Here is a 21,812-nt window from a genome sequence, read left to right as displayed (position 1 = left end):
AAAGAAACGGAATTTATTTTTTAGAAAAAGGCAAAAATTCGAATTATGAGAAAAAATTAATCTTAAAAAAAAGCATTGTGAAAAAAATATAATGTGAGCTGTGTCTCAGTTGAAACGCAAAATATTAATACAGTTTTTAATTAAGAGTATAACAGTTGGATGTTGAATCGACGGTTTTTAGCAAAATTGTTTTATTTTCAATGCTTCATTTTAACAATAATAAAATAAGAAAGGGGTCAAGTGAAGAATTTCACTATAACAGTCGTGGTTCCTGTTTTTTTAAGCTAGTCCTAGGTTTTTTCACTTTTAATGGTGTGGAAATCGTAGCATAACACTTGCATAAGATATGAAAGCGTGTTAAATTAAAAGGGTAAAGAGATTACACTAATACAGTTTTAGTGGTCTGTATAAAACAGCATCTTAACAAAAACAAATAGATGGTAAAGAGAGAGGAATGGGTAAAAGATGGCGACAAAAAAGAATAAACCTATCGATTTCGATGCATTGATGGATAGCGTAAACGCTGATTTTCCAACAATACAAATTTTAGATGAGGATGGTAAAGTTGTAAATCCTGACTTAATGCCAGATTTATCTGATGAAGAGTTAGTAGACTTAATGTCTAAAATGGTTTGGTCACGTGTGTTAGACCAACGTTCAACAGCACTTAATCGTCAAGGACGTCTTGGTTTCTTTGCTCCAACAGCTGGACAAGAAGCAAGTCAATTAGCAAGTCACTTTGCAATGGAAAAAGAAGATTTCTTATTACCTGGTTATCGTGATGTTCCTCAATTGGTTCAACATGGTTTACCTTTAAAAGAAGCATTTTTATGGTCTCGTGGTCACGCTGGCGGGAACAAATATGATGTGAACCTACATGCTATGCCACCACAAATTATTATTGGCGCTCAAATCGTTCAAGCAGCAGGAGTTGCATTGGGAATGAAAAAACGCGGCAAGAAAAATGTTGTGTTAACTTATACTGGTGATGGCGGTTCTTCACAAGGGGATTTCTATGAAGGAATGAACTTTGCTGGAGCATACGATGCACCTGCAATCTTTATTATTCAAAATAATGGATACGCAATTTCAACACCACGTTCAGTTCAAACTAAAGCGAAAACTTTAGCTCAAAAAGCTGTTGCTGCTGGAATTCCAGGAGTTGTAGTAGACGGAATGGATCCATTAGCAGTTTATGCAGTTACAAAAGAAGCGCGTGATCGTGCAATTGCTGGAGATGGCCCAACTTTAATTGAAACATTAACGTATCGTTATGGTCCACATACACTTTCAGGTGATGATCCAACTCGTTACCGTACTAAGGAAACAGATGATATTTGGGAAAAACGTGATCCTTTAGTTCGTATGCGTAATTTCTTAACTGAAAAAGGTATCTGGTCTGAAGAAAAAGAAAATGAAGTAATTGAAGCTACTAAAGAAGAAATTAAAGAAGCGATTAAAGCTGCTGATCAAGAGCCGAAACAAAAAGTTTCAGATTTCTTGAAAAATATGTTTGAAGAACCAAACCAAACAATTAAAGAACAAATTGCAATTTTTGAAGCAAAGGAGTCGAAATAAATCATGGCACAAAAAACAATGATCCAAGCGATTACTGATGCGCTTGCACTTGAACTTGGTAAAGATGAAAACGTCTTGATTTTTGGTGAAGATGTTGGGAATAACGGTGGAGTTTTCCGTGCCACTGAAGGATTACAAGCAACATATGGCGAAGACCGTGTTTTCGATACACCTCTTGCTGAGTCTGGTATTGGTGGTCTTGCAGTTGGTTTAGCATTAGAAGGCTTCCGTCCAGTTCCAGAAATTCAATTCTTCGGATTTGTATTTGAAGTAATGGATTCAATCGTTGGACAAGCAGCTCGTACACGTTACCGTATGAGTGGTACTCGTAACTTACCAATTACAATCCGTGCACCATTTGGTGGAGGAGTTCATACTCCAGAATTACACTCAGATAACTTAGAAGGATTAATTGCTCAATCACCAGGGATTAAAATTGTTATTCCAAGTAACCCTTATGATGCAAAAGGACTTTTAATTTCAGCAATTCGTGACAACGATCCAGTTGTTTTCTTAGAGCATATGAAATTATACCGTTCTTTCCGTGAAGAAGTTCCAGAAGAAGCGTATACTGTTCCTCTAGGTAAAGCAGCGATTGCTAAAGAAGGTACTGATATTTCAGTTATCACTTATGGCGCAATGGTTCGTGAAGCCCTTAAAGCAGCAGAAAAATTAGAAAAAGAAGGCATTTCAGTTGAAATCGTCGATCTTAGAACTGTTTCTCCATTGGATATTGAAACAATTATTGCTTCAGTTGAAAAAACTGGCCGTGTTGTTGTTGTTCAAGAAGCACAACGTCAAGCAGGTGTTGGTGCAATGGTGATGTCAGAAATTTCTGAACGTGCAATTCTTTCATTAGAAGCTCCAATTGGACGCGTAGCTGCACCAGATACTGTCTTTCCTTTTGGTCAAGCTGAAAATGCTTGGTTACCAAATGCAAATGACATTGAAGAAAAAATCAAAGAAATCTACAACTTCTAATAAAAATTAAATAGTTTAGGCGAATACAATCGATCCTTTCAATAGATATTGATTGATTGTATTTGTTTTATAGTTGAAGCTCAGATTAAAAAGTAGCACACAATTAAAAGTAGTTATTAAGAAGGGAAGTTATTAAAAATGGCTTTTAAATTTAAATTACCAGATATTGGTGAAGGAATTCATGAAGGTGAAATCGTTAAGTGGTTTGCTAAAGTTGGCGATACAATTAAAGAAGACGATACTTTATTAGAAGTACAAAACGATAAATCAGTTGAAGAAATTCCATCTCCAGTGACAGGTACAATTAAAAGTATCTTAGTTGAAGAAGGAACAGTTGCCGTAGTTGGTGATGTTTTAGTTGAAATCGATGCTCCTGGTTATGAAGAAGAAGAAGCTGCAGCTCCTGCTCCAGCAAAAACTGAAGCTCCAGCACCAGCAGCACCAGCAGCAACAAGCGGTAACGCAGCTTTATTCCAGTTCAAATTACCAGATATCGGTGAAGGAATTGCTGAAGGCGAGATCGTTAAATGGTTTGTAGCTCCAGGAGATACAATCAAAGAAGATGATACTTTACTAGAAGTACAAAATGATAAATCAGTTGAAGAAATTCCATCTCCAGTAACAGGTATTGTTAAAAATATTCTTGTTTCTGAAGGAACAGTTGCTAATGTTGGCGACGTTTTAGTTGAAATTGATGCTCCTGATTACGTTGATCACAGTGCTCCTGCTTCTGAACAAACTCCAGCACAACCTGCTGCAGTTCCTACTTCTGAAGCTCCAACACAACCAGCAACAGGAAATGGTTCTGGTGTTGTAGCAGTATCTGATCCATCAAAACGTATTTTAGCAATGCCTTCTGTTCGCCAATTAGCGCGTGAAAAAGGAATTGACATTAGTACAGTTGCACCAACTGGAAAAAATGGTCGCATTACTAAAGAAGATATCTTAAACTTCAATGGTTCTGCTGCACCAGCAAAAGTTGAAACTGCAAGTACTACACCAGCAGCACAAAATAATGCACCTGCTGAAAAAGCTGCTGCACCAGCACAACCATTTAGCTCAAATCTTGGCGAAATGGAAACAAGAGAAAAAATGTCACCAACACGTAAAGCAATTGCAAAAGCTATGGTAAATAGCAAAGCAACGGCTCCTCACGTGACATTATTTGATGAAGTAGATGCAACTAAATTAATGGCTCATAGAAAACGTTTCAAAGATGTTGCAGCTGATAAAGGCGTTAAATTAACATTCTTACCATATGTCGTTAAAGCATTGGTATCTGTTTTACGCAAATATCCAGCGTTAAATGCTTCTATTGATGACGCTACTCAAGAAATCGTTTATAAACACTATTTCAATATTGGAATTGCGACAGATACAGATCATGGTTTGTTTGTTCCAAATATTAAAAATGCAGATGCGAAAAGTATCTTCTCAATTGCTGGCGAAATCACAACTCATGCTCAAGCAGCAGCTGCTGGTAAATTAGCAGCAGCAGATATGCGTGGCGGATCAACAACAATTAGTAATATCGGTTCAATTGGTGGCGGTTGGTTTACTCCAGTTATCAATTACCCAGAAGTTGCTATTCTAGGCGTTGGTAAAATTGCTAAGAAAGCTATTGTTAACGCGGACGACGAAATTGTAGTTGCTCCAGTTATGCAATTGTCTCTAAGCTTTGACCACCGTATTATTGATGGCGCAACAGCTCAAAAAGCAATGAACGACATGAAAACATTGCTAGCTGATCCAGAATTATTATTAATGGAAGGATGATCTTAAAATGGTAGTAGGAGATTTCGCAATAGAATTAGACACAGTTGTAATTGGTTCAGGCCCTGGAGGCTATGTAGCTGCAATTCGTGCCGCTCAAATGGGACAAAAAGTTGCCATTGTTGAAAAAGAACACATCGGTGGTGTATGTTTAAACGTTGGATGTATTCCTTCAAAAGCACTAATTAGTGCTGGACATCATTATCAAGATGCAATGCATTCTGAGGTTTTTGGTGTAACTGCTGAAAACGTGGTTTTAGATTTTGCTAAAACACAAGAATGGAAAGATAACAAAGTAGTTAAATCATTAACTTCAGGTGTTGAAATGCTGTTAAAAAAACACAAAGTTGAAATTTTAAGAGGTGAAGCTTTCTTCGTTGATGAGCATGATTTACGTGTTATGACTGAAACGAATGCACAAAGCTATAGCTTTAATAATGCAATTGTGGCTACTGGTAGCCGTCCAATTGAAATCAAAGGTTTCAAATTTGGCAAACGTATTATTGATTCAACTGGTGGATTAGCACTTAAAGAAGTTCCTAAAAAATTAGTAGTTATCGGTGGAGGTTACATTGGTAGTGAATTAGCAGGAGCGTATGCTAATTTAGGAGCTGAAGTTGTTATTTTAGAAGGAGCACCTTCAATTTTGCCTAACTTTGAAAAAGATATGGTTAAATATGTAACAGATAACTTTAAAAAGAAAAATGTTACAATTGAAACTAGTGCAATGGCTAAAGAAGCAATTGAAACTGCAGATGGCGTTACAGTTAAATATGAAGTAGATGGCGCTGAAAAATCAATTGATGCAGACTACGTGATGGTAACGGTTGGACGTCGTCCTAATACTGATGAACTGGGCTTAGAACAAGCTGGTGTTGAAGTTGGAGAACGTGGTTTAATTACGGTTGATGCACAAGGTCGCACAAATAAATCAAATATCTATGCAATTGGAGATATTGTTCCTGGTTTAGCTTTAGCTCATAAAGCTAGTTACGAAGCTAAAATTGCTGCTGAAGCAATCTCTGGTAAAAAAGTTGCAGTAGATTACAAAGCAATGCCTGCTGTATGTTTTACAGATCCTGAATTAGCATCTGTTGGACTTACTCAAGCAGAAGCTAAAGCACAAGGTTTAGATGTAAAAGCTTCTAAATTCCCATTACAAGGTAATGGACGTGCACTTTCTTTAAATGCTACTGAAGGATTCGTTCGTTTAGTAACAACTAAAGAAGATAATGTTCTTGTCGGAGCACAAGTTGCTGGTGTTGGTGCTAGTGATATTATTGCTGAGTTAGGTTTAGCTCTTGAAGCTGGCATGAACGCTGAGGATATTGCTTTAACTATCCATGCTCATCCATCATTAGCAGAAACTGTTATGGATGCTGCTGAATTAGCATTAGGATTACCAATCCACATTTAAGTTTAAATTCAAATCTAGACGCATAGACGACTAGTGCTAAATATATTTAGTTGCTTATAAAATAAACTTCCGATTCTTTATGAGTCGGAAGTTTTTATTTATAATTGGAGAGATTCAGCCATAAATAGCTTTTAATGGCCCAATCAATTAATCATTTTTTTTATGACTAAAAAACCGTTTTCTTTACGATAAAATGACAAATTGATGACTTTGTTACAAAAGTTACTATAATGTGTTTTTTTTAGATATAATAGAAGAGGAATTAAAAGGAATTTTTTCTTTTTTTGATTTGGATGAGATACAGGAGGGTGTTAGATGGGTAGAGGTCATCTCAATAAAGTGATGATTGCAGGTTCCAATGAATCAGCCTATGATTTTATATTCTTAAGCATGATTAAGATGCAAATCAAAGAGTTGGTCGTGTTGAACTTGCCAGGGTTAGAGAAAGATGTGATTGAGGATTTAAGTTACACTGAATCCATTTTTCCTAATGGCGCTTTGAAGATTGGCAATGAAAAAGACTTCCACGATACTGATTTATTGGTGATTACGGCCATTGAAGAACGAATCGAGGGAGAGACAGATCATGATTACTTAAAAAGAAATATCAAACTAATCCGCAAAATTGTGAATCAAGCCATGGCAAATAGTTTTGATGGAATGGTGCTGGTGGCTAGTGAGCCTAGTGATATTTTTACGTATTTAATCTGGAAGTTTTCTGGACTACCAAAAGAACGTATTTTTGGAATTGGGACCTATTTTGACACGATTTATTTTCAAAATATGTTAAGTAAATTCTTTAAAATTTCCGTTCGAGACGTCAAAGGGTATATTGTTGGAGGAAGTGATCGAAATCAAAAGGTAGCGATCTGGAGTCGAGCGTATGTTGGTGGTACGCCGGTGCTAGGATTAACTGTGAATCCTGATAATGATTTCAATCAAGATGTCATGTTTGAAATGGAAGAAAAGATTTTAAAACGAAGTGACGCGTTAAAAATCACAGAGTCAGGGTACACAATTGCAGCAATTTTATCTAAAATTCTTCAGTTTATTGGAAATAATGAAGAAGCAATTGTGCCACTGGTTCATTTAGTTGATATTGACGAATACAAAGCAATTCCTTTGTCCTTACCAATTTTACTAGGTGAAAATGGATTAAGTGCTAGCTATGAGTTAGGGTTTTCTGATAGTGAAAAACAAGAAATCTTAGCTGTAGCTAAAGAAGTCAGAGAAAAATTAGACTTTATTGAGCAAGGGAAATAAGCGAAAGAGCAAGGTGTAAAAATGGAGAAAAGTTACAGTTATCCGATTGATTTAGATTGGACACAAGATGAAATGATTCAAGTCATTGACCTCTGGCGAATGGTTGAACTAGCCTATGAAAAAGGAGTTAGTCGGGAGGACTTCTTAAAAAAGTATCAAGCTTTTAAGAAAGTTGTTCCAGCCATTGGCGAAGAAAAGAAGTGGGGCAGGGAGTTTGAACACATTTCAGGTTATTCTTTGTACAAAGTAGTCAAGGAAGCCAAAGAAAGTAACCGTAAAAGCATAAAATTATAAAAATAATCAGAGGAATTCGTCCTAATTTAGGCGGTTTGCTCTGATTTTTTTTTACCAAGTAAAATAGTTATTGAATTCGCTTTACACGCTTAAATTTGATACAATAAAGTAAAGAATGAAGATAGAGGTGCTTTTGTATGACACGAGACCAGATGGATAAACTCATTCGCAGTTGGATGGAAGAAGCTGCAGCTATGATTAAAGAATCTTTCAAAACAACTTTAACTATTGAGATTAAATCAGATCGAAACGACTTGGTTACAAATATGGATAAAAAAATTGAACAGTTTTTAATTGAAAAAATTCGAAGGAATTTTCCAGATGACCGAATTCTAGGTGAAGAGGGTTATGGGGACAAAATTGAGGATTTGGTTGGTAGAGTTTGGATTATTGATCCCATTGATGGCACATTGAATTTTGTTAAGCAGCAAGCAAATTTTGCGATTATGATTGGTGTTTATCAAGATGGTGAAGGCCGAATGGGGTATATTTATGATGTCATGGCTGGTGAATTTTATTGGGCATTAGCTGGAGAGGGAGCTTATTTAAATGGTAATCCACTTCCAAATGTTGCTGATATTGAGCTTCGAGAAGGATTAGTGGCACTCAGCAGTGGTGTTTTTAGTTCAGATAAATATAAGGCAAAAGAGATAGTACGTGGTAGTTCGGGATTAAGAATGGTTGGGTCAGCTGGAATTGAAACAGTTCATGTAGCGGCTGGACGCTTAGTTGCTTATATTACGCATCGCCTTCAACCGTGGGATATGGCAGCTGGTAAAGTTATTGCAGAGGAACTCGGATTGGTCTATACGCAAATTAATGGAGAGCCTGTCGATTTATTGCAACAAAACGCGACGATTATAGCGACACCTACTGCTCATAAAGAAATTTTAACTAATTATTTAGTAGATATTTAACATAAATAAATGAGAAGAGAGGATGTATTTTAGAGCGATTATGCTTGAAATAATTCCTCTTTTTTTACTTTTTTATTGAAAAAACCTTAGAAAAAATAAAATTCAAAAATTAGTAACAAATTACATAGAGAATGAGTCTTAAATCAAATAAAGTTGTTTTAGCGACAAACTGATGAAAATCAGAAAAACTAATTTGCCAGATTGTTATAAAATGAGCAAAAAGACATTAGATTAAATAGTGATGTGAATTTGATGACAAAACGCTAATTTTAACTTATACTGAATAAAAATGACAAGTAAAGGATATTTTTTTAAAAGAAAACATCTAAATTAAACCTAACATGAACATTACATCGTATTGTAAGTTGATATCTCGTTAAATCCGTTTACAATACGTATATTGAGTTTACAAATAATAATATTGTATGTATAATTACGAGAATCAGAGAAAGAAAAGGCAATAAAATTCTATGAGCTGCCTTAAAACAAGAACTGTCAGCAATTTTATCAAACAAAAAAGATAACATCTATTTGGGACTAGAGTAGTGATGTTAACTTTTTAGTATTAGGGGGTATAGATGTGACGATTAAAAAAAAATCAGAAGCAGTGCTAACTATTGGAGAAAATACGTATCATTATTATCAATTAAAAACGTTAGAAAAATTAGAGACTATTGAAATAAAAAAACTGCCTTTTTCTATCAGAGTTTTATTAGAATCTGTTTTAAGACAAGCAGGTGAAAATGGCATTACAGAAGAGCATATTAAACAGTTGGCTAAGTGGTCTGGGAAGAATTCGAATGAGGGAGAAGTACCTTTTAAACCTTCTCGTGTGATTCTTCAAGATTTTACAGGTGTACCTGCAGTTGTAGATTTAGCTTCTTTGCGTAAAACTATCGCTGATTTAGGTGGTGATCCTACAACGATTAATCCAGAAGTACCAGTTGATTTGGTTGTGGATCATTCTGTACAGGTAGATGCCGCTGGAACAATGAACGCCTTGCAAGTTAATATGAAAATGGAATTCCAACGCAATGAGGAGCGTTACCGTTTTTTAAGTTGGGCACAAAAAGCTTTTGATAATTATCGTGTTGTACCTCCAGCAACAGGAATTGTACATCAAGTCAATATTGAATATCTTGCGACTGTTGTAACAACAAAGCAACTAAATGAAAAAGAATTTTTAATTTATCCAGATAGTTTGGTTGGAACAGACTCACATACCACGATGGTAAATGCTTTAGGTGTTTTAGGCTGGGGTGTTGGTGGAATTGAAGCGGAAGCAAGTATGCTAGGAGAACCTTCTTATTTTCCAATTCCGGATGTTGTTGGGGTTCGTTTTGTTAATGAATTATCTAGTGGAGCGACTGCAACAGATTTAGCATTGAAAGTTACTCAAGTTTTGCGAGAATACAAAGTGGTAGGGAAATTTGTGGAATTTTTTGGACCTGGGCTAAACTATTTAACACTAGCGGATCGAGCGACGGTTGCCAATATGGCACCTGAATATGGAGCAACTTGCGGCTTTTTCCCAGTTGATCAAGAGACATTAAATTATTTGCGTTTAACGGGTCGTGAATCGAATCAAATTGCGTTGGTAAAACGTTATTTAGAAGAAAACCAACTCTTTTATACGCCAGGAAAAACAACTGATCCTGATTATACAACAATTATTGAAATTGATTTAAGTGAAATTGAAGCTAATTTGGCTGGACCAAAACGTCCCCAAGATTTAGTTCCATTATCTCAAATGCAAGCTGATTTTAAGCGTGCATTAACAGCGCCAGAAGGAAATCTAGGCTTCGGTCTAAGTGCTAAAGAAGTTGAAAAAACAGTTGAAGTAGAACTGGATCAAAAAAAAGTTCAAATGAAAACAGGTGCTCTAGCGATTGCAGCAATTACGTCTTGTACAAATACATCCAATCCTTTTGTGATGATCAGTGCCGGGTTAGTTGCGAAAAAGGCTGTAGAATTAGGCTTAGAAGTTCCAACATATGTAAAAACATCCTTAGCTCCTGGTTCTAAAGTTGTTACAGCTTATTTAGAGAAAGCCGGATTATTGCCCTATCTAGAAAAATTAGGTTTTAATTTAGTCGGATATGGCTGCACAACTTGTATTGGGAATTCTGGTCCGTTACGCCCAGAAGTTGAAGAGGTCATTAAAGAAGAAAATTTATTGGTGTCCGCTGTACTAAGCGGCAATCGTAATTTTGAAGGTCGCATTCATGCATTAGTAAAAGCCAATTATTTGGCTTCACCGCCACTGGTTGTTTTGTATGCTTTAGCGGGTAATGTCAATGTTGATGTTATAAATGATGCGATTGGTGTCTCTAATCAAGGGGAAGCTGTTTATTTCAAAGATATTTGGCCTACACGGGCTGAAATTGAAACGTTAATAGAAGCCTATGTTACGCCAGAATTATTTAAGAAAGAGTATGAACATGTTTTTAGTGATAATGCAGAATGGAATGCCATTGAAACAACCGATGAAGCTTTATATCCTTGGGATCCAGAATCAACTTATATTGCAAACCCACCTTATTTTGATGGAATGTCTTTGGAACCTAAAGAAATTAAACCACTAAGAAACTTAGCCGTATTAGGGAAATTTGGTGATTCTGTTACAACAGATCATATTTCGCCTGCCGGAAGTATAGGGCCAGGTAGTCCAGCTGGTAAATATTTATTAGAAAAAGGCATTGCGATTCGTAATTTTAATTCTTATGGGTCAAGACGCGGTCATCATGAAGTTATGATGCGCGGCACATTAGCTAACATTCGGATTCGCAATCAACTTGTACCTGATACAGAGGGGGGAATTACAAAATTTGAACCGACAAATGAAATCATGTCCATTTATGACGCAGCAATGAAGTATCAAGCTGAGGGTAAAGGCTTAGTGATTTTGGCCGGGGAAGATTATGGAATGGGTTCTTCCAGAGATTGGGCTGCTAAAGGAGTTCAATTACTTGGAGTCGAGGCTGTTATTGCCAAAAGTTATGAACGAATTCATCGTTCTAATTTAGTGATGATGGGTGTACTACCTTTACAATTTAAACCTGGTGAAGGGGCAGAGACTTTAGGTCTTGATGGGACAGAGGAATTTGCAATTGATATAGAAGACACAATTGGGCTACTAGGGGATGTACCTGTTTGTGCTACAAGTAAAAATGGGACTAAGATTCAATTTATGACTACGGTTCGATTTGATTCAGAAGTTGATTTAACTTATTATCGCCATGGTGGGATTTTGCCAATGGTCGTTCGAAAAAAGTTGAAAAATAAGTTATAGAAATAGATATGAGTAGAAAAACTAAGAGATAATGCTCTTAGTTTTTCTACTTACTTTAGGGGGAGATAGAATGGAAATTCATAAGGGGTTAGAAGGTGTGATTGTTTCTGAAACGAAAATTAGCTCAATTGTAGAAAATCAATTACTTTTTGCTGGATATAATATTGATGAGCTAGTTGAAAAAAATGTCTCCTTTGAGGAAGTTGTTTATTTATTGTGGCATTTGAAAATGCCGACAGAACTGGAATTTTCTATTTTCATACAAGAATTACAAGCAAATATGGCCATTTCAGATACGATTATTACGTGTTTGAAAATTCAGACAAGGCAAAATTTACATCCAATGAGTGTGCTTCGTTCAACTGTTTCATTATTAGGCGTTTTCGACCCAAAAGCAGAAGAAATTAATCCTGAGGCTGTATATGAACAAAGTTTATCTTTACAAGCTAAAATACCAACTATTATTGCAGCCTATTCTCGTTTACGAGTCGGATTAGATCCGATTGCACCACGCTATGATTTGTCTTTTGCGGCTAATTTCATGTATATGTTAACAGGGGAAGAGGCAGATGAACAAGCTGTTTCAGCCATGAATGAAGCCTTAGTTTTGCATGCGGATCACGATCTAAATGCTAGCACATTTACAGCTAGAGTTTGTGCCTCAACATCTTCGGATAGTTACTCGTGTATTACTGCAGCTATTGGTTCTTTGAAAGGCCCGTTACATGGTGGAGCGAACGAGCGTGTTTTTGATATGTTACTAGAAATTGAAGCTGGAAATTTAAGTGTGGAAGAGTATCTAGATCAAAAGTTAAGCCGTAAAGAAAAAGTCATGGGTTTTGGGCATCGTGTCTATAAAACCGAAGATCCTCGTAAAAAGCATTTGAAAAAACTAGCTAAAGAATTGACAATGGCTAATGGAAAAGAGCAGTGGTATTTTTTATCTTGTCAAGTTGAAGAGTACTTAAAAGAAACAAAAGGTTTAATTCCAAATGTCGATTTTTATTCAGCAACGGTTTACCATTGTTTAGGTATTGATAGTGACTTATTTACCTTACTTTTTGCTATGAGCCGTGTTTCAGGTTGGCTAGGTCATATTTATGAGCAAAAAGTTGAAGATTGTTTAATCCGACCAAGGTCTCACTATGTTGGACCACAAAATCAAGTTTATACACCATTAAATAAAGAAGTATCGATAGGGGGAGCTGAATGATGAGTCAAGGTACAAAAATCGAATTTGAACATGGTCAACTAAAGGTGCCTAATTTTCCGATTATTCCATTTATTGAAGGTGACGGGATTGGTCCGGAAATTTGGCAAGCAGCTAAAGCGGTATTTGAAGCAGCGGTTTCAAAGGCGTATGGGAATGAACGGAAAGTAATCTGGCAAGAAGTATTGGCTGGTGAGAAGGCTTTTAATTCAACTGGGAATTGGTTGCCTGACGAGACATTGGAAATTATAAAAAGTCATTATGTGGCGATTAAAGGGCCATTAACCACTCCAATTGGAGGTGGATTTAGGTCACTTAATGTTACTTTAAGGCAAACCTTAGATTTGTATATTTGTTATCGTCCAGTTCGTTATTTCAAAGGAGTACCTTCGCCTATGCGTCATCCAGAATTAACGGATATGCAAATATTTAGAGAAAATACGGAAGATATCTATGCTGGAATTGAGTTTGCAGCAGGTAGTCCTGAAGCAAATAAGTTAATTGCCTTTTTAAAAAATGAGTTTAATGTTGATAAAATTAGATTTCCTGAGTCCTCGGCAATTGGAGTGAAGCCAGTTTCAAAAGAAGGAACAGAACGTTTAGTCCGAAGTGCAATTCAGCATGCACTTTCTCATAAACGTAAGTCCGTTACTTTAGTTCATAAAGGTAATATTATGAAATTTACTGAAGGTGGTTTTAAAAATTGGGGTTATGAGTTAGCTGAAAAAGAATTTGGTAAGGATGTATTTACTTGGACTAAGTATCAAAAAATTAAAGAGGAGCAAGGCAAAAACCAGGCAGAAGAAGCCTATAAACAAGCTTTAGCAGAAGGTAAATTAATCATTAAAGACAAGATTGCCGATATTTTTCTGCAAGAAATCTTGATTCATCCAGCTGATTACGATGTGATCGCTACGTTGAATTTAAATGGAGATTATATTTCAGATGCACTAGCAGCGCAAGTTGGAGGCATTGGAATTGCACCGGGAGCTAATTTAAATGAGGAAACAGGTCACGGTATTTTTGAAGCGACACATGGAACAGCACCTGAATTTGCTGGCTTAAATCAATTGAATCCCTCATCTTTATTACTATCAGGTGCATTATTATTTGATTATATAGGCTGGGGAGAAGTTGCTGAGCTGATTACGTCAAGTATTGAACAAGCCATTGCAAATAAAACTGTTACGATGGATTTTGCGAGACAGATGCCTCAGGCAACTGAAGTTAGTTGTTCTGGATTTGGTGAAGAGTTAGTTAAGCTGATTCAGGCTAGTTCATTGCAATAATTTAAATAGAATCAGAAAATAGTATTTCTTGCCTGACATTCGTTAAGTATAGGGATACTATTTTTCTGTCCATTTTAATAAGTAAATGAGATTTTTACTTTTGATATAGTAGGATTTATGCGAAAAGGTCCTTTAAAATAAAGAATTTTTGACTCTGTTTTTGAATGCACATAAGAGTTGAAAAAGATTTTCAATTCAATTAAAATGGAATTTAGAGGTGTTATTTATTTTGAAGGAACAGGTGAAGTATCAACTTTAAAGCGAGTTGTGCTAGTTGTTTTAAAAAAATAAAAAGAAGAGAGGCGGAGAAAAAAATGAAGAATTTTTCATTAATGAAACGTTTTCTAAAAAAAAACCTGCAAAACCAAGATTTTTTTCTTTTCAAAGTCCCGATTTAGTGTTAGACTAGACAAGTTGATAGTTGTCTTCATAAGTTTTCAATGCGTTTTCACTTTGGATTTTGCAGAAACTTATGAAAAGTTCCCAAGTAGCTTACTAGATGTAGCTTGAAGCGAACTGTTTTACACTTAGAAGTGGATAGCGAATCAGTATAGCATTGAAATAACTCTTAAAGAGTCTCGGAGGAAAATATTTATGAAAAGAAGAACTGACATTAGAAACGTTGCAATCATTGCCCACGTTGACCATGGTAAAACGACTCTAGTGGATGAATTGTTAAAACAATCAGAAACATTAGATTCACACAATGAATTAGCAGAAAGAGCAATGGATTCTGGTGATATTGAAAAAGAACGTGGTATCACAATTTTAGCTAAAAACACGGCTGTTGATTATAAAGGCACTCGCATTAACATTATGGATACACCTGGTCACGCGGATTTCGGTGGCGAAGTTGAACGTATCATGAAAATGGTTGATGGAGTTGTTTTAGTTGTTGATGCTTACGAAGGTACAATGCCGCAAACGCGTTTTGTATTGAAAAAAGCCTTAGAACAAAAATTAACACCGATTGTTGTTGTAAATAAAATTGACCGTGATGCAGCTCGTCCTGCAGAAGTTGTTGATGAAGTATTAGAATTATTTATTGAATTAGGTGCAGATGATGATCAATTAGAGTTCCCAGTTATTTACGCTTCAGCGATGAATGGAACTTCAAGCATGTCTGACGATAAAAATGATCAAGAAGCAACAATGGATAATGTTTTTGATACAATTATCGAAGCTATTCCAGCTCCTATTGATAATAGTGACGAACCGTTACAATTCCAAGTATCATTATTAGACTACAATGACTATGTTGGACGTATCGGAATCGGCCGTGTTTTCCGTGGGAAAATTAAAGTTGGCGATAACGTAACATTAACAAAATTAGATGGATCAACTAAAAATTTCCGTGTAACAAAATTATTTGGTTTCTTCGGACTTTCTCGTGTTGAAATTAATGAAGCTATTGCTGGTGATTTAATCGCAGTATCTGGTATGGAAGATATCTTTGTTGGAGAAACAGTAACACCTGTTGATCATCAAGATCCATTACCAGTTTTACACATTGATGAACCAACTTTACAAATGACTTTCTTAGTAAATAACTCTCCATTCGCAGGACGCGAAGGTAAATGGGTAACATCTCGTAAAATTGAAGAACGTTTAATGTCTCAATTACACACAGATGTGTCTTTACGTGTTGAAAGTACAGGTTCTCCTGATGCTTGGATCGTATCTGGTCGTGGCGAATTACATTTGTCAATCTTAATTGAAAATATGCGTCGTGAAGGTTATGAATTACAAGTATCACGTCCATCTGTTATCTTGAAACAATTTGATGGAAAAGTTTGTGAGCCTTTTGAATTAGTTCAAATTGACACTCCAGAAGAATATATGGGATCAATCATTGAATCATTAAGCCAACGTAAAGGCGAAATGCAAGATATGCAAAATAACGGAAATGGACAAGTTCGTTTAACGTTCCTTGCTCCTGCTCGTGGATTGATTGGTTACTCAACTGAGTTCCTTTCAATGACTCGTGGTTACGGTATTATGAACCATACATTCGATCAATATTTACCGTTAGCTGCTGGTAAAATTGGCGGACGTCGTAATGGTGCATTAGTTTCAACTGAAACTGGTAAAACAACGACTTACGGAATTATGGGTGTTGAAGACCGTGGAACAATCTTTATCGAACCAGGTGTTGAAATTTATGAAGGAATGATTGTTGGAGAAAACTCTCGTGAAAATGATATTACAGTTAATATCACTAAAGCGAAACAAATGACCAACGTTCGTTCAGCGAATAAAGATCAAACAAATGTCATCAAACGTCCTCGTACGTTATCTCTAGAAGAATCATTAGAATTCTTAGGAGACGATGAGTACTGTGAAGTAACACCAGAAAGCATTCGTTTGCGTAAACAAGTATTAAATAAAAACGAACGTGAAAAATCTGCTAAGAAAAAACGTTTAGCAACTGAATAATAAATAGTTGAAAAACAGTTAAAGCCAATTGAGGTTTTAGCTGTTTTTTTATTTGTATTAGATTGATTAAGCGTAGGATGAGATAAAATAATGGAAACATTGGAATAGAAAGGAACGAGTCATTTAGATTGTATTTATTTAATTTGAATTGGAAGTGAGTCGTATAATTTAAATTAATTAATGAAAAATTGAGAGAATTTATGCTTTCTGTGTTATTATATAGTATATATATTTATGCTATAATAGAATAGAATGAATAGAGGAGGAGAACCCAATTATGAATGAATTTGTTCAAAAACAGACAGCATTAGATATCTTAATGGCAGATGCTGAAAAAATTTATAATTTAATTAATAGTCAAAAGCAACATCTATGTTTGGCACAATGTCCAGCTTTTGAAGAAGTTGTTGATACTCAAATGTATGGCTTTTCTAAAGAGGTTGACTATGCAGTTAAAATAGGTGTTCTAACAGATACAGAAGGTCATCGCGTTTTAAGCGATTTAGAGAAAAATTTAAACGATGTCTATACTGAAATGTATGATGAAAAGAAAGAACAAGTATAAGAAATAAGGGAGGCAAGGCTATTTAAGCTAGCCGAATCAATGAAAAAATTAAAAAATATTGATTATTATATCTTTATCCCTTACATTGTACTGTCAGTTTTTGGGGTTCTTATGGTTTATAGTGCAAGTAGTTTTGCAGCAACCATTGCGCCGATTAATGCGGCACCAGACACTTTTTTTAAACAACAAGGCGTCTTTGTTTTATTAGGCTTTTTTGTTACGATGTTTGTTTTACTTTTTAAATATGAACTTTTCAAATCAAAGCGATTAATGATGTCCGCAGTGATGGTTATTTTAGTGATGCTCCTATACCTTTTTTTCTTTGGAAAAGAGTTGAATGGAGCCGCAGGATGGCTAAGGATTGCAGGGATTAGTGTGCAGCCAGCCGAATATGCTAAGATTGTCATTATTTGGTATTTTGCTTTTATTTTTTCTAAGAAACAAAAAGGTATTGTTCATGAATTTAGGAAAACAATCACTCCACCAGTGACGATCTTTTTGATTTTCTTAGCTTTAATTATTATGCAGCCAGATATTGGTGGAGCTGGAATTATCTTGGTAATCGGTGTGGTCATGATTTTTGCTAGTGGGGTTTCTGCTTCTCTGGGGATATCATTAGGAATTGCAGGCATGGCCTTAATTTATGGGATTTTAGAACTTGTAAAGGTTTATGGCACGAAGCTCTTTTTTTTACAAGAGTATCAATATGATCGTTTTCTGGCTTTTTGGGATCCTTTTTCAGTTTCTGACACAGCGGGCACACAGTTAATTAATTCATACTATGCGCTAAGTCGAGGTGGTTTATTCGGGGTTGGAATTGGACAGAGTGTCCAAAAAACGGGTTATTTGCCAGAACCGTTTACGGATTTTATTATTTCTATTTTAGGCGAAGAGTTAGGCTTGGTCGGGGTACTCGTAGTCGTTTCGATTTTTGTTTTTTTGATTTTAAGAATTTATCTAATTGGTATTCGGGCAAAAGATGCTTTTGGCTCGTTACTATGTATTGGGATTGCAACAATGTTATTAGTCCAAGGATTTATCAATTTAGGTGGGGTAATTGGGCTTTTACCGATTACGGGAGTAACATTCCCTTTTATAAGTTACGGAGGCTCTAGTACGCTTGTATTGACGATTTCGATTGGTTTAGTGCTAAACGTTAGTGCTACTGAGAAAATAAATCAACAAAAAAGAATAGCTGAAAAAAGAAATTAGAAAACAATTAGAGAAATTGATGTTAACTGATGCAAGAATTGTGTATAATGAAAAATAAGCAGAAAAGGACTTCAGCTTGATGAGGTCTTTTTTTTCTATAAAAACAGATAGACTAATGAAATAAACATTAATAATTAGAGGAGTGGGGATCATGAAAAAGATATTAGTAGCTAATCGTGGGGAAATTGCGATTCGAATTTTTAGAGCCTGTACAGAGTTACACATTGATACAGTTGCTGTTTATGCGCAAGAAGACGCGGGTTCTGTGCATCGTTTTAAAGCAGATGAAGCTTATTTGGTGGGAAAAGGAAAGAAACCAATTGAAGCCTACTTAGATATTGAAGACATGATCCGGATTGCAAAATATGCGGGAGCGGATGCGATTCATCCTGGTTATGGTTTTCTATCTGAAAATTTGACCTTTGCTCGTCGTTGTCAAGAAGAAGGGATTATTTTTATTGGTCCTAGCTTGCATCATTTAGATATCTTTGGAGATAAAATTAAAGCAAAAGAAGCGGCTGTTGCAGCCGGTATTCAATCGATTCCTGGTACAAATGGACCTGTAAATAGTTTAGACGAGGTTCTTGAATTTGGAGAAACTCATGGGTATCCAATTATGGTAAAAGCGGCGCTTGGTGGCGGAGGACGTGGCATGCGTGTTGCGGCATCCAAAGCGGAGGCGAAAGATAGTTATGAACGTGCTAAAAGTGAGGCTAAATCAGCTTTTGGTAGTGATGAAGTTTATGTTGAACGCTATATTTCTAGCCCCAAACATATTGAAGTGCAGATTTTAGGCGATACTCATGGAAATGTACTCCATTTATTTGAGAGAGATTGTTCTGTGCAGCGTCGTCATCAAAAGGTTGTAGAAGTAGCTCCATGTGTGTCTATTTCAACAGAGTTACGCCATGAAATGTGTGACGCAGCTGTTCAATTAATGAAGCATGTAGGCTATATAAATGCTGGGACAGTAGAATTTTTATTAGAGGATGACCGTTTTTATTTTATTGAGGTAAATCCACGTGTTCAAGTAGAGCATACAATTACTGAAATGATTACAGGTATTGATATTGTTCAATCACAAATTAAAATTGCGATGGGAATGGATTTATTTAAAGACATGCATTTGCCACAGCAAAAAGATTTGCATATGATTGGTGCAGCGATTCAATGTCGAATTACAACAGAAGATCCAATGAATAACTTTTTACCAGATACAGGTAAAATTGATACGTATCGTTCACCAGGTGGTTTTGGGATTCGTTTAGATGCGGGTAATGGTTTCCAAGGAAGCGTAGTTTCGCCATTTTTCGATTCGTTGCTAGTTAAAGTTTGTGTGCAAGGAATGACGTTTGATGATGCTGTGAAAAAAATGGATCGTTCGTTGAAAGAATTTAGAATTCGTGGTGTTAAAACGAATATTCCGTTTATGCAAAATGTTATTTCACATCCAATCTTTTTATCAGGTAATGCCAAAACAACTTTTATTGATACATCTCCAGAGTTATTTATTTTCCCTAAAACACGAGATCGTGGCAATAAAACAATGAAATATATTGGCAATATAACAGTCAATGGTTTCCCTGGTATCGAAAAAGGCGAGAAAAAATTCTTAGAGGCAGCGCGAGTACCAAGTAAATTAATTTTACCGAATGAACCATATATAAGTGCTAAAAATATTTTAGATAGCCAAGGGGCAGACGCCGTTGTTGAATGGGTAAAAAATCAAAATCAAGTTCTTTTAACGGATACAACCTTTAGAGATGCTCACCAAAGTTTATTAGCGACACGTGTGAGAACACAAGATTTTGTGAATATTGCTGAGGAAACACAAAAAGGTATTCCGCAATTATTCTCAGAAGAAATGTGGGGTGGAGCAACCTTCGATGTAGCTTATCGTTTCTTAAACGAAGATCCATGGGAAAGATTAAGAAAATTACGCCGTCGGATGCCAAATACGTTATTCCAAATGCTATTTAGAGGGTCGAATGCCGTTGGATACCAAAATTATCCGGACAATGTTATTGTTGAATTTATTCAGCAAGCAGCAACTAATGGAATTGACGTTTTCCGTATATTTGATAGCTTAAACTGGATTCCACAAATGGAAAAAAGTATTCAAGCAGTTCGTGATACTGGAAAAATTGCTGAAGCGGCAATTTGTTATACAGGAGATATTAATGATCCTAAACGAGCAAAATATACAGTGGATTACTACAAAGAAATGGCATTGGAGCTGGAACGCCAAGGCGCCCATATCATTGCCTTGAAAGATATGGCTGGTTTGTTAATGCCACAAGCTGCTTATCGCTTAATCAGTGAACTGAAAGCAACTGTGGATGTGCCAATTCATTTGCATACTCATGACACTAGTGGAAATGGCATCTTCACGTATGCCTCAGCAGTTAAAGCGGGTGTCGATATTGTCGATGTTGCAATGAGTGCAATTAGTGGAGCGACTAGTCAGCCAAGTATGAGTAGTTTATATTATGCCTTAGTTAATGGTGATCGGACACCTGATATTGAGATTAAAAATGTCCAACAATTAAACCATTACTGGGAAGATGTACGTGGTTTTTATACAGATTTTGAAAATGGAATTAGTGCACCACAAACAGAAGTTTATCAACATGAAATGCCTGGTGGTCAGTATTCTAATCTGCAACAACAAGCAAAAGCTGTTGGGCTAGGTGAGAAGTGGGAAGAAGTTAAACAGATGTATTCAACTGTAAACCAAATGTTTGGCGATGTAGTCAAAGTAACGCCTTCTTCTAAAGTTGTTGGAGATATGGCCTTATTTATGATTCAGAATGGTTTAAGTGAAGCAGATGTTTATGAAAAAGGTGCTTCAATTGATTTCCCAGATTCTGTTATTGGTTTCTTTAGAGGCGACTTAGGTCAACCTGTTGGCGGATTCCCTGAGAAATTACAAAAAATAATCTTAAAAGACAAAAAAGCAATCACTGTTCGTCCTGGTTCATTAGCTAAATCGGTTGATTTTGCAGCTGTGAAAAAAGAATTAGCTGAAAAAATGGGAGAAGAGCCCACTCATGAAGATGTGCTGAGTTACATTATGTACCCTCAAGTATTCTTAGAGTATTGCAAAATGCATGATCAATATGGAGATGTGACCTTACTTGATACGCCAACATTCTTCCATGGAATGCGTCACGGTGAATCTGTGGAAGTTCGAATTGAAAAAGGTAAAACGTTGATTATTAAATTAATCGAAGTAGGCGAACCTGATTCTGAAGGGAATCGTATTTTGTACTTCGAGTTAAATGGTCAAGGGCGTGAAGTTGTGATTAAAGATATTAGTATTAAAGGGACAGCTACTTTACGCAGAAAAGCTGAGCCAACGAATAAAGAGCAAGTTGGAGCAACGATGCCAGGTTCTGTTTTGGAAGTATTGGTAGAAAAAGGCGAGCGTGTTAAAGCAGGGCAACCGATTTTAATCACTGAAGCTATGAAGATGGAAACAACAATTCAAGCTAACTTTGAGGGGATTGTCGATCAAATTTATGTTCAAAATGAAGATATTATTGAAACAGGCGATTTATTGATTGAAATTAAACCTAGATAAAT

14 protein-coding genes are annotated in these 21,812 nt (G+C 36.0%); all 14 read left to right on the top strand.

What is annotated here, in order from left to right; genetic code table 11:
• The first annotated feature begins 465 nt into the window (after nucleotides 1–465).
• The 14 genes from pdhA (at nucleotide 466) to MHI00_RS09925 (ending at nucleotide 21,810) form a co-directional block, all read left to right on the top strand.
• Nucleotides 466–1,578 (top strand): pyruvate dehydrogenase (acetyl-transferring) E1 component subunit alpha, encoded by a 1,113-nt coding sequence (gene pdhA / locus MHI00_RS09990; RefSeq protein WP_010054780.1) that lies wholly within the window; start codon nucleotides 466–468, stop codon nucleotides 1,576–1,578.
• Nucleotides 1,579–1,581: 3 nt separating this feature from the next.
• Nucleotides 1,582–2,559 carry an alpha-ketoacid dehydrogenase subunit beta gene (locus tag MHI00_RS09985; RefSeq protein WP_010054781.1) on the top strand — a complete coding sequence of 326 codons (978 nt, stop codon included), beginning with the start codon at nucleotides 1,582–1,584 and terminating at the stop codon, nucleotides 2,557–2,559.
• A 138-nt stretch (nucleotides 2,560–2,697) separates the two neighbouring features.
• On the top strand, nucleotides 2,698–4,335 hold the full coding sequence (locus tag MHI00_RS09980) for a dihydrolipoyllysine-residue acetyltransferase (RefSeq protein ID WP_341113294.1): 1,638 nt from the start codon (nucleotides 2,698–2,700) through the stop codon (nucleotides 4,333–4,335).
• Between the two features lie 7 nt (nucleotides 4,336–4,342).
• Nucleotides 4,343–5,749, top strand: a complete 1,407-nt coding sequence (gene lpdA, locus MHI00_RS09975; RefSeq protein WP_010054783.1) for a dihydrolipoyl dehydrogenase — start codon at nucleotides 4,343–4,345, stop codon at nucleotides 5,747–5,749.
• Between the two features lie 315 nt (nucleotides 5,750–6,064).
• A complete protein-coding gene (locus tag MHI00_RS09970; protein ID WP_010054784.1) occupies nucleotides 6,065–7,012 on the top strand; it encodes a lactate/malate family dehydrogenase in 948 nt (315 codons plus the stop codon).
• 21 nt (nucleotides 7,013–7,033) lie between these two features.
• Complete coding sequence (locus MHI00_RS09965) at nucleotides 7,034–7,306, top strand: UPF0223 family protein (protein WP_010054787.1); 273 nt, start codon at nucleotides 7,034–7,036, stop codon at nucleotides 7,304–7,306.
• Nucleotides 7,307–7,443: 137 nt separating this feature from the next.
• Complete coding sequence (locus MHI00_RS09960; RefSeq protein ID WP_341113290.1) at nucleotides 7,444–8,223, top strand: inositol monophosphatase family protein; 780 nt, start codon at nucleotides 7,444–7,446, stop codon at nucleotides 8,221–8,223.
• A gap of 580 nt (nucleotides 8,224–8,803) precedes the next feature.
• On the top strand, nucleotides 8,804–11,515 hold the full coding sequence (acnA, locus tag MHI00_RS09955) for an aconitate hydratase AcnA (RefSeq protein ID WP_056998673.1): 2,712 nt from the start codon (nucleotides 8,804–8,806) through the stop codon (nucleotides 11,513–11,515).
• A 70-nt stretch (nucleotides 11,516–11,585) separates the two neighbouring features.
• On the top strand, nucleotides 11,586–12,728 hold the full coding sequence (locus MHI00_RS09950) for a citrate/2-methylcitrate synthase (RefSeq protein ID WP_010054791.1): 1,143 nt from the start codon (nucleotides 11,586–11,588) through the stop codon (nucleotides 12,726–12,728).
• Nucleotides 12,728–14,014, top strand: a complete 1,287-nt coding sequence (icd, locus tag MHI00_RS09945; RefSeq protein WP_341115142.1) for an NADP-dependent isocitrate dehydrogenase — start codon at nucleotides 12,728–12,730, stop codon at nucleotides 14,012–14,014. The genes MHI00_RS09950 and icd overlap by 1 nt, the downstream gene beginning before the upstream one ends.
• A 594-nt stretch (nucleotides 14,015–14,608) precedes the next feature.
• On the top strand, nucleotides 14,609–16,450 hold the full coding sequence (typA, locus tag MHI00_RS09940) for a translational GTPase TypA (protein WP_010054793.1): 1,842 nt from the start codon (nucleotides 14,609–14,611) through the stop codon (nucleotides 16,448–16,450).
• Nucleotides 16,451–16,727: 277 nt separating this feature from the next.
• Nucleotides 16,728–17,015: a YlaN family protein gene (locus tag MHI00_RS09935; protein ID WP_010054794.1), complete on the top strand. Its 288-nt coding sequence runs from the start codon at nucleotides 16,728–16,730 to the stop codon at nucleotides 17,013–17,015.
• 39 nt (nucleotides 17,016–17,054) lie between these two features.
• Nucleotides 17,055–18,227 (top strand): FtsW/RodA/SpoVE family cell cycle protein, encoded by a 1,173-nt coding sequence (locus MHI00_RS09930; protein WP_051926659.1) that lies wholly within the window; start codon nucleotides 17,055–17,057, stop codon nucleotides 18,225–18,227.
• Nucleotides 18,228–18,378: 151 nt separating this feature from the next.
• Nucleotides 18,379–21,810: a pyruvate carboxylase gene (locus tag MHI00_RS09925; protein ID WP_341113280.1), complete on the top strand. Its 3,432-nt coding sequence runs from the start codon at nucleotides 18,379–18,381 to the stop codon at nucleotides 21,808–21,810.
• Nucleotides 21,811–21,812: the final 2 nt, after the last annotated feature.

This window comes from Carnobacterium sp. FSL E2-0243 (genome assembly GCF_038003605.1).
In the GTDB taxonomy this organism is placed as follows: domain Bacteria; phylum Bacillota; class Bacilli; order Lactobacillales; family Carnobacteriaceae; genus Carnobacterium; species Carnobacterium maltaromaticum.
This window is presented reverse-complemented; position numbering and strand designations above follow the sequence as displayed.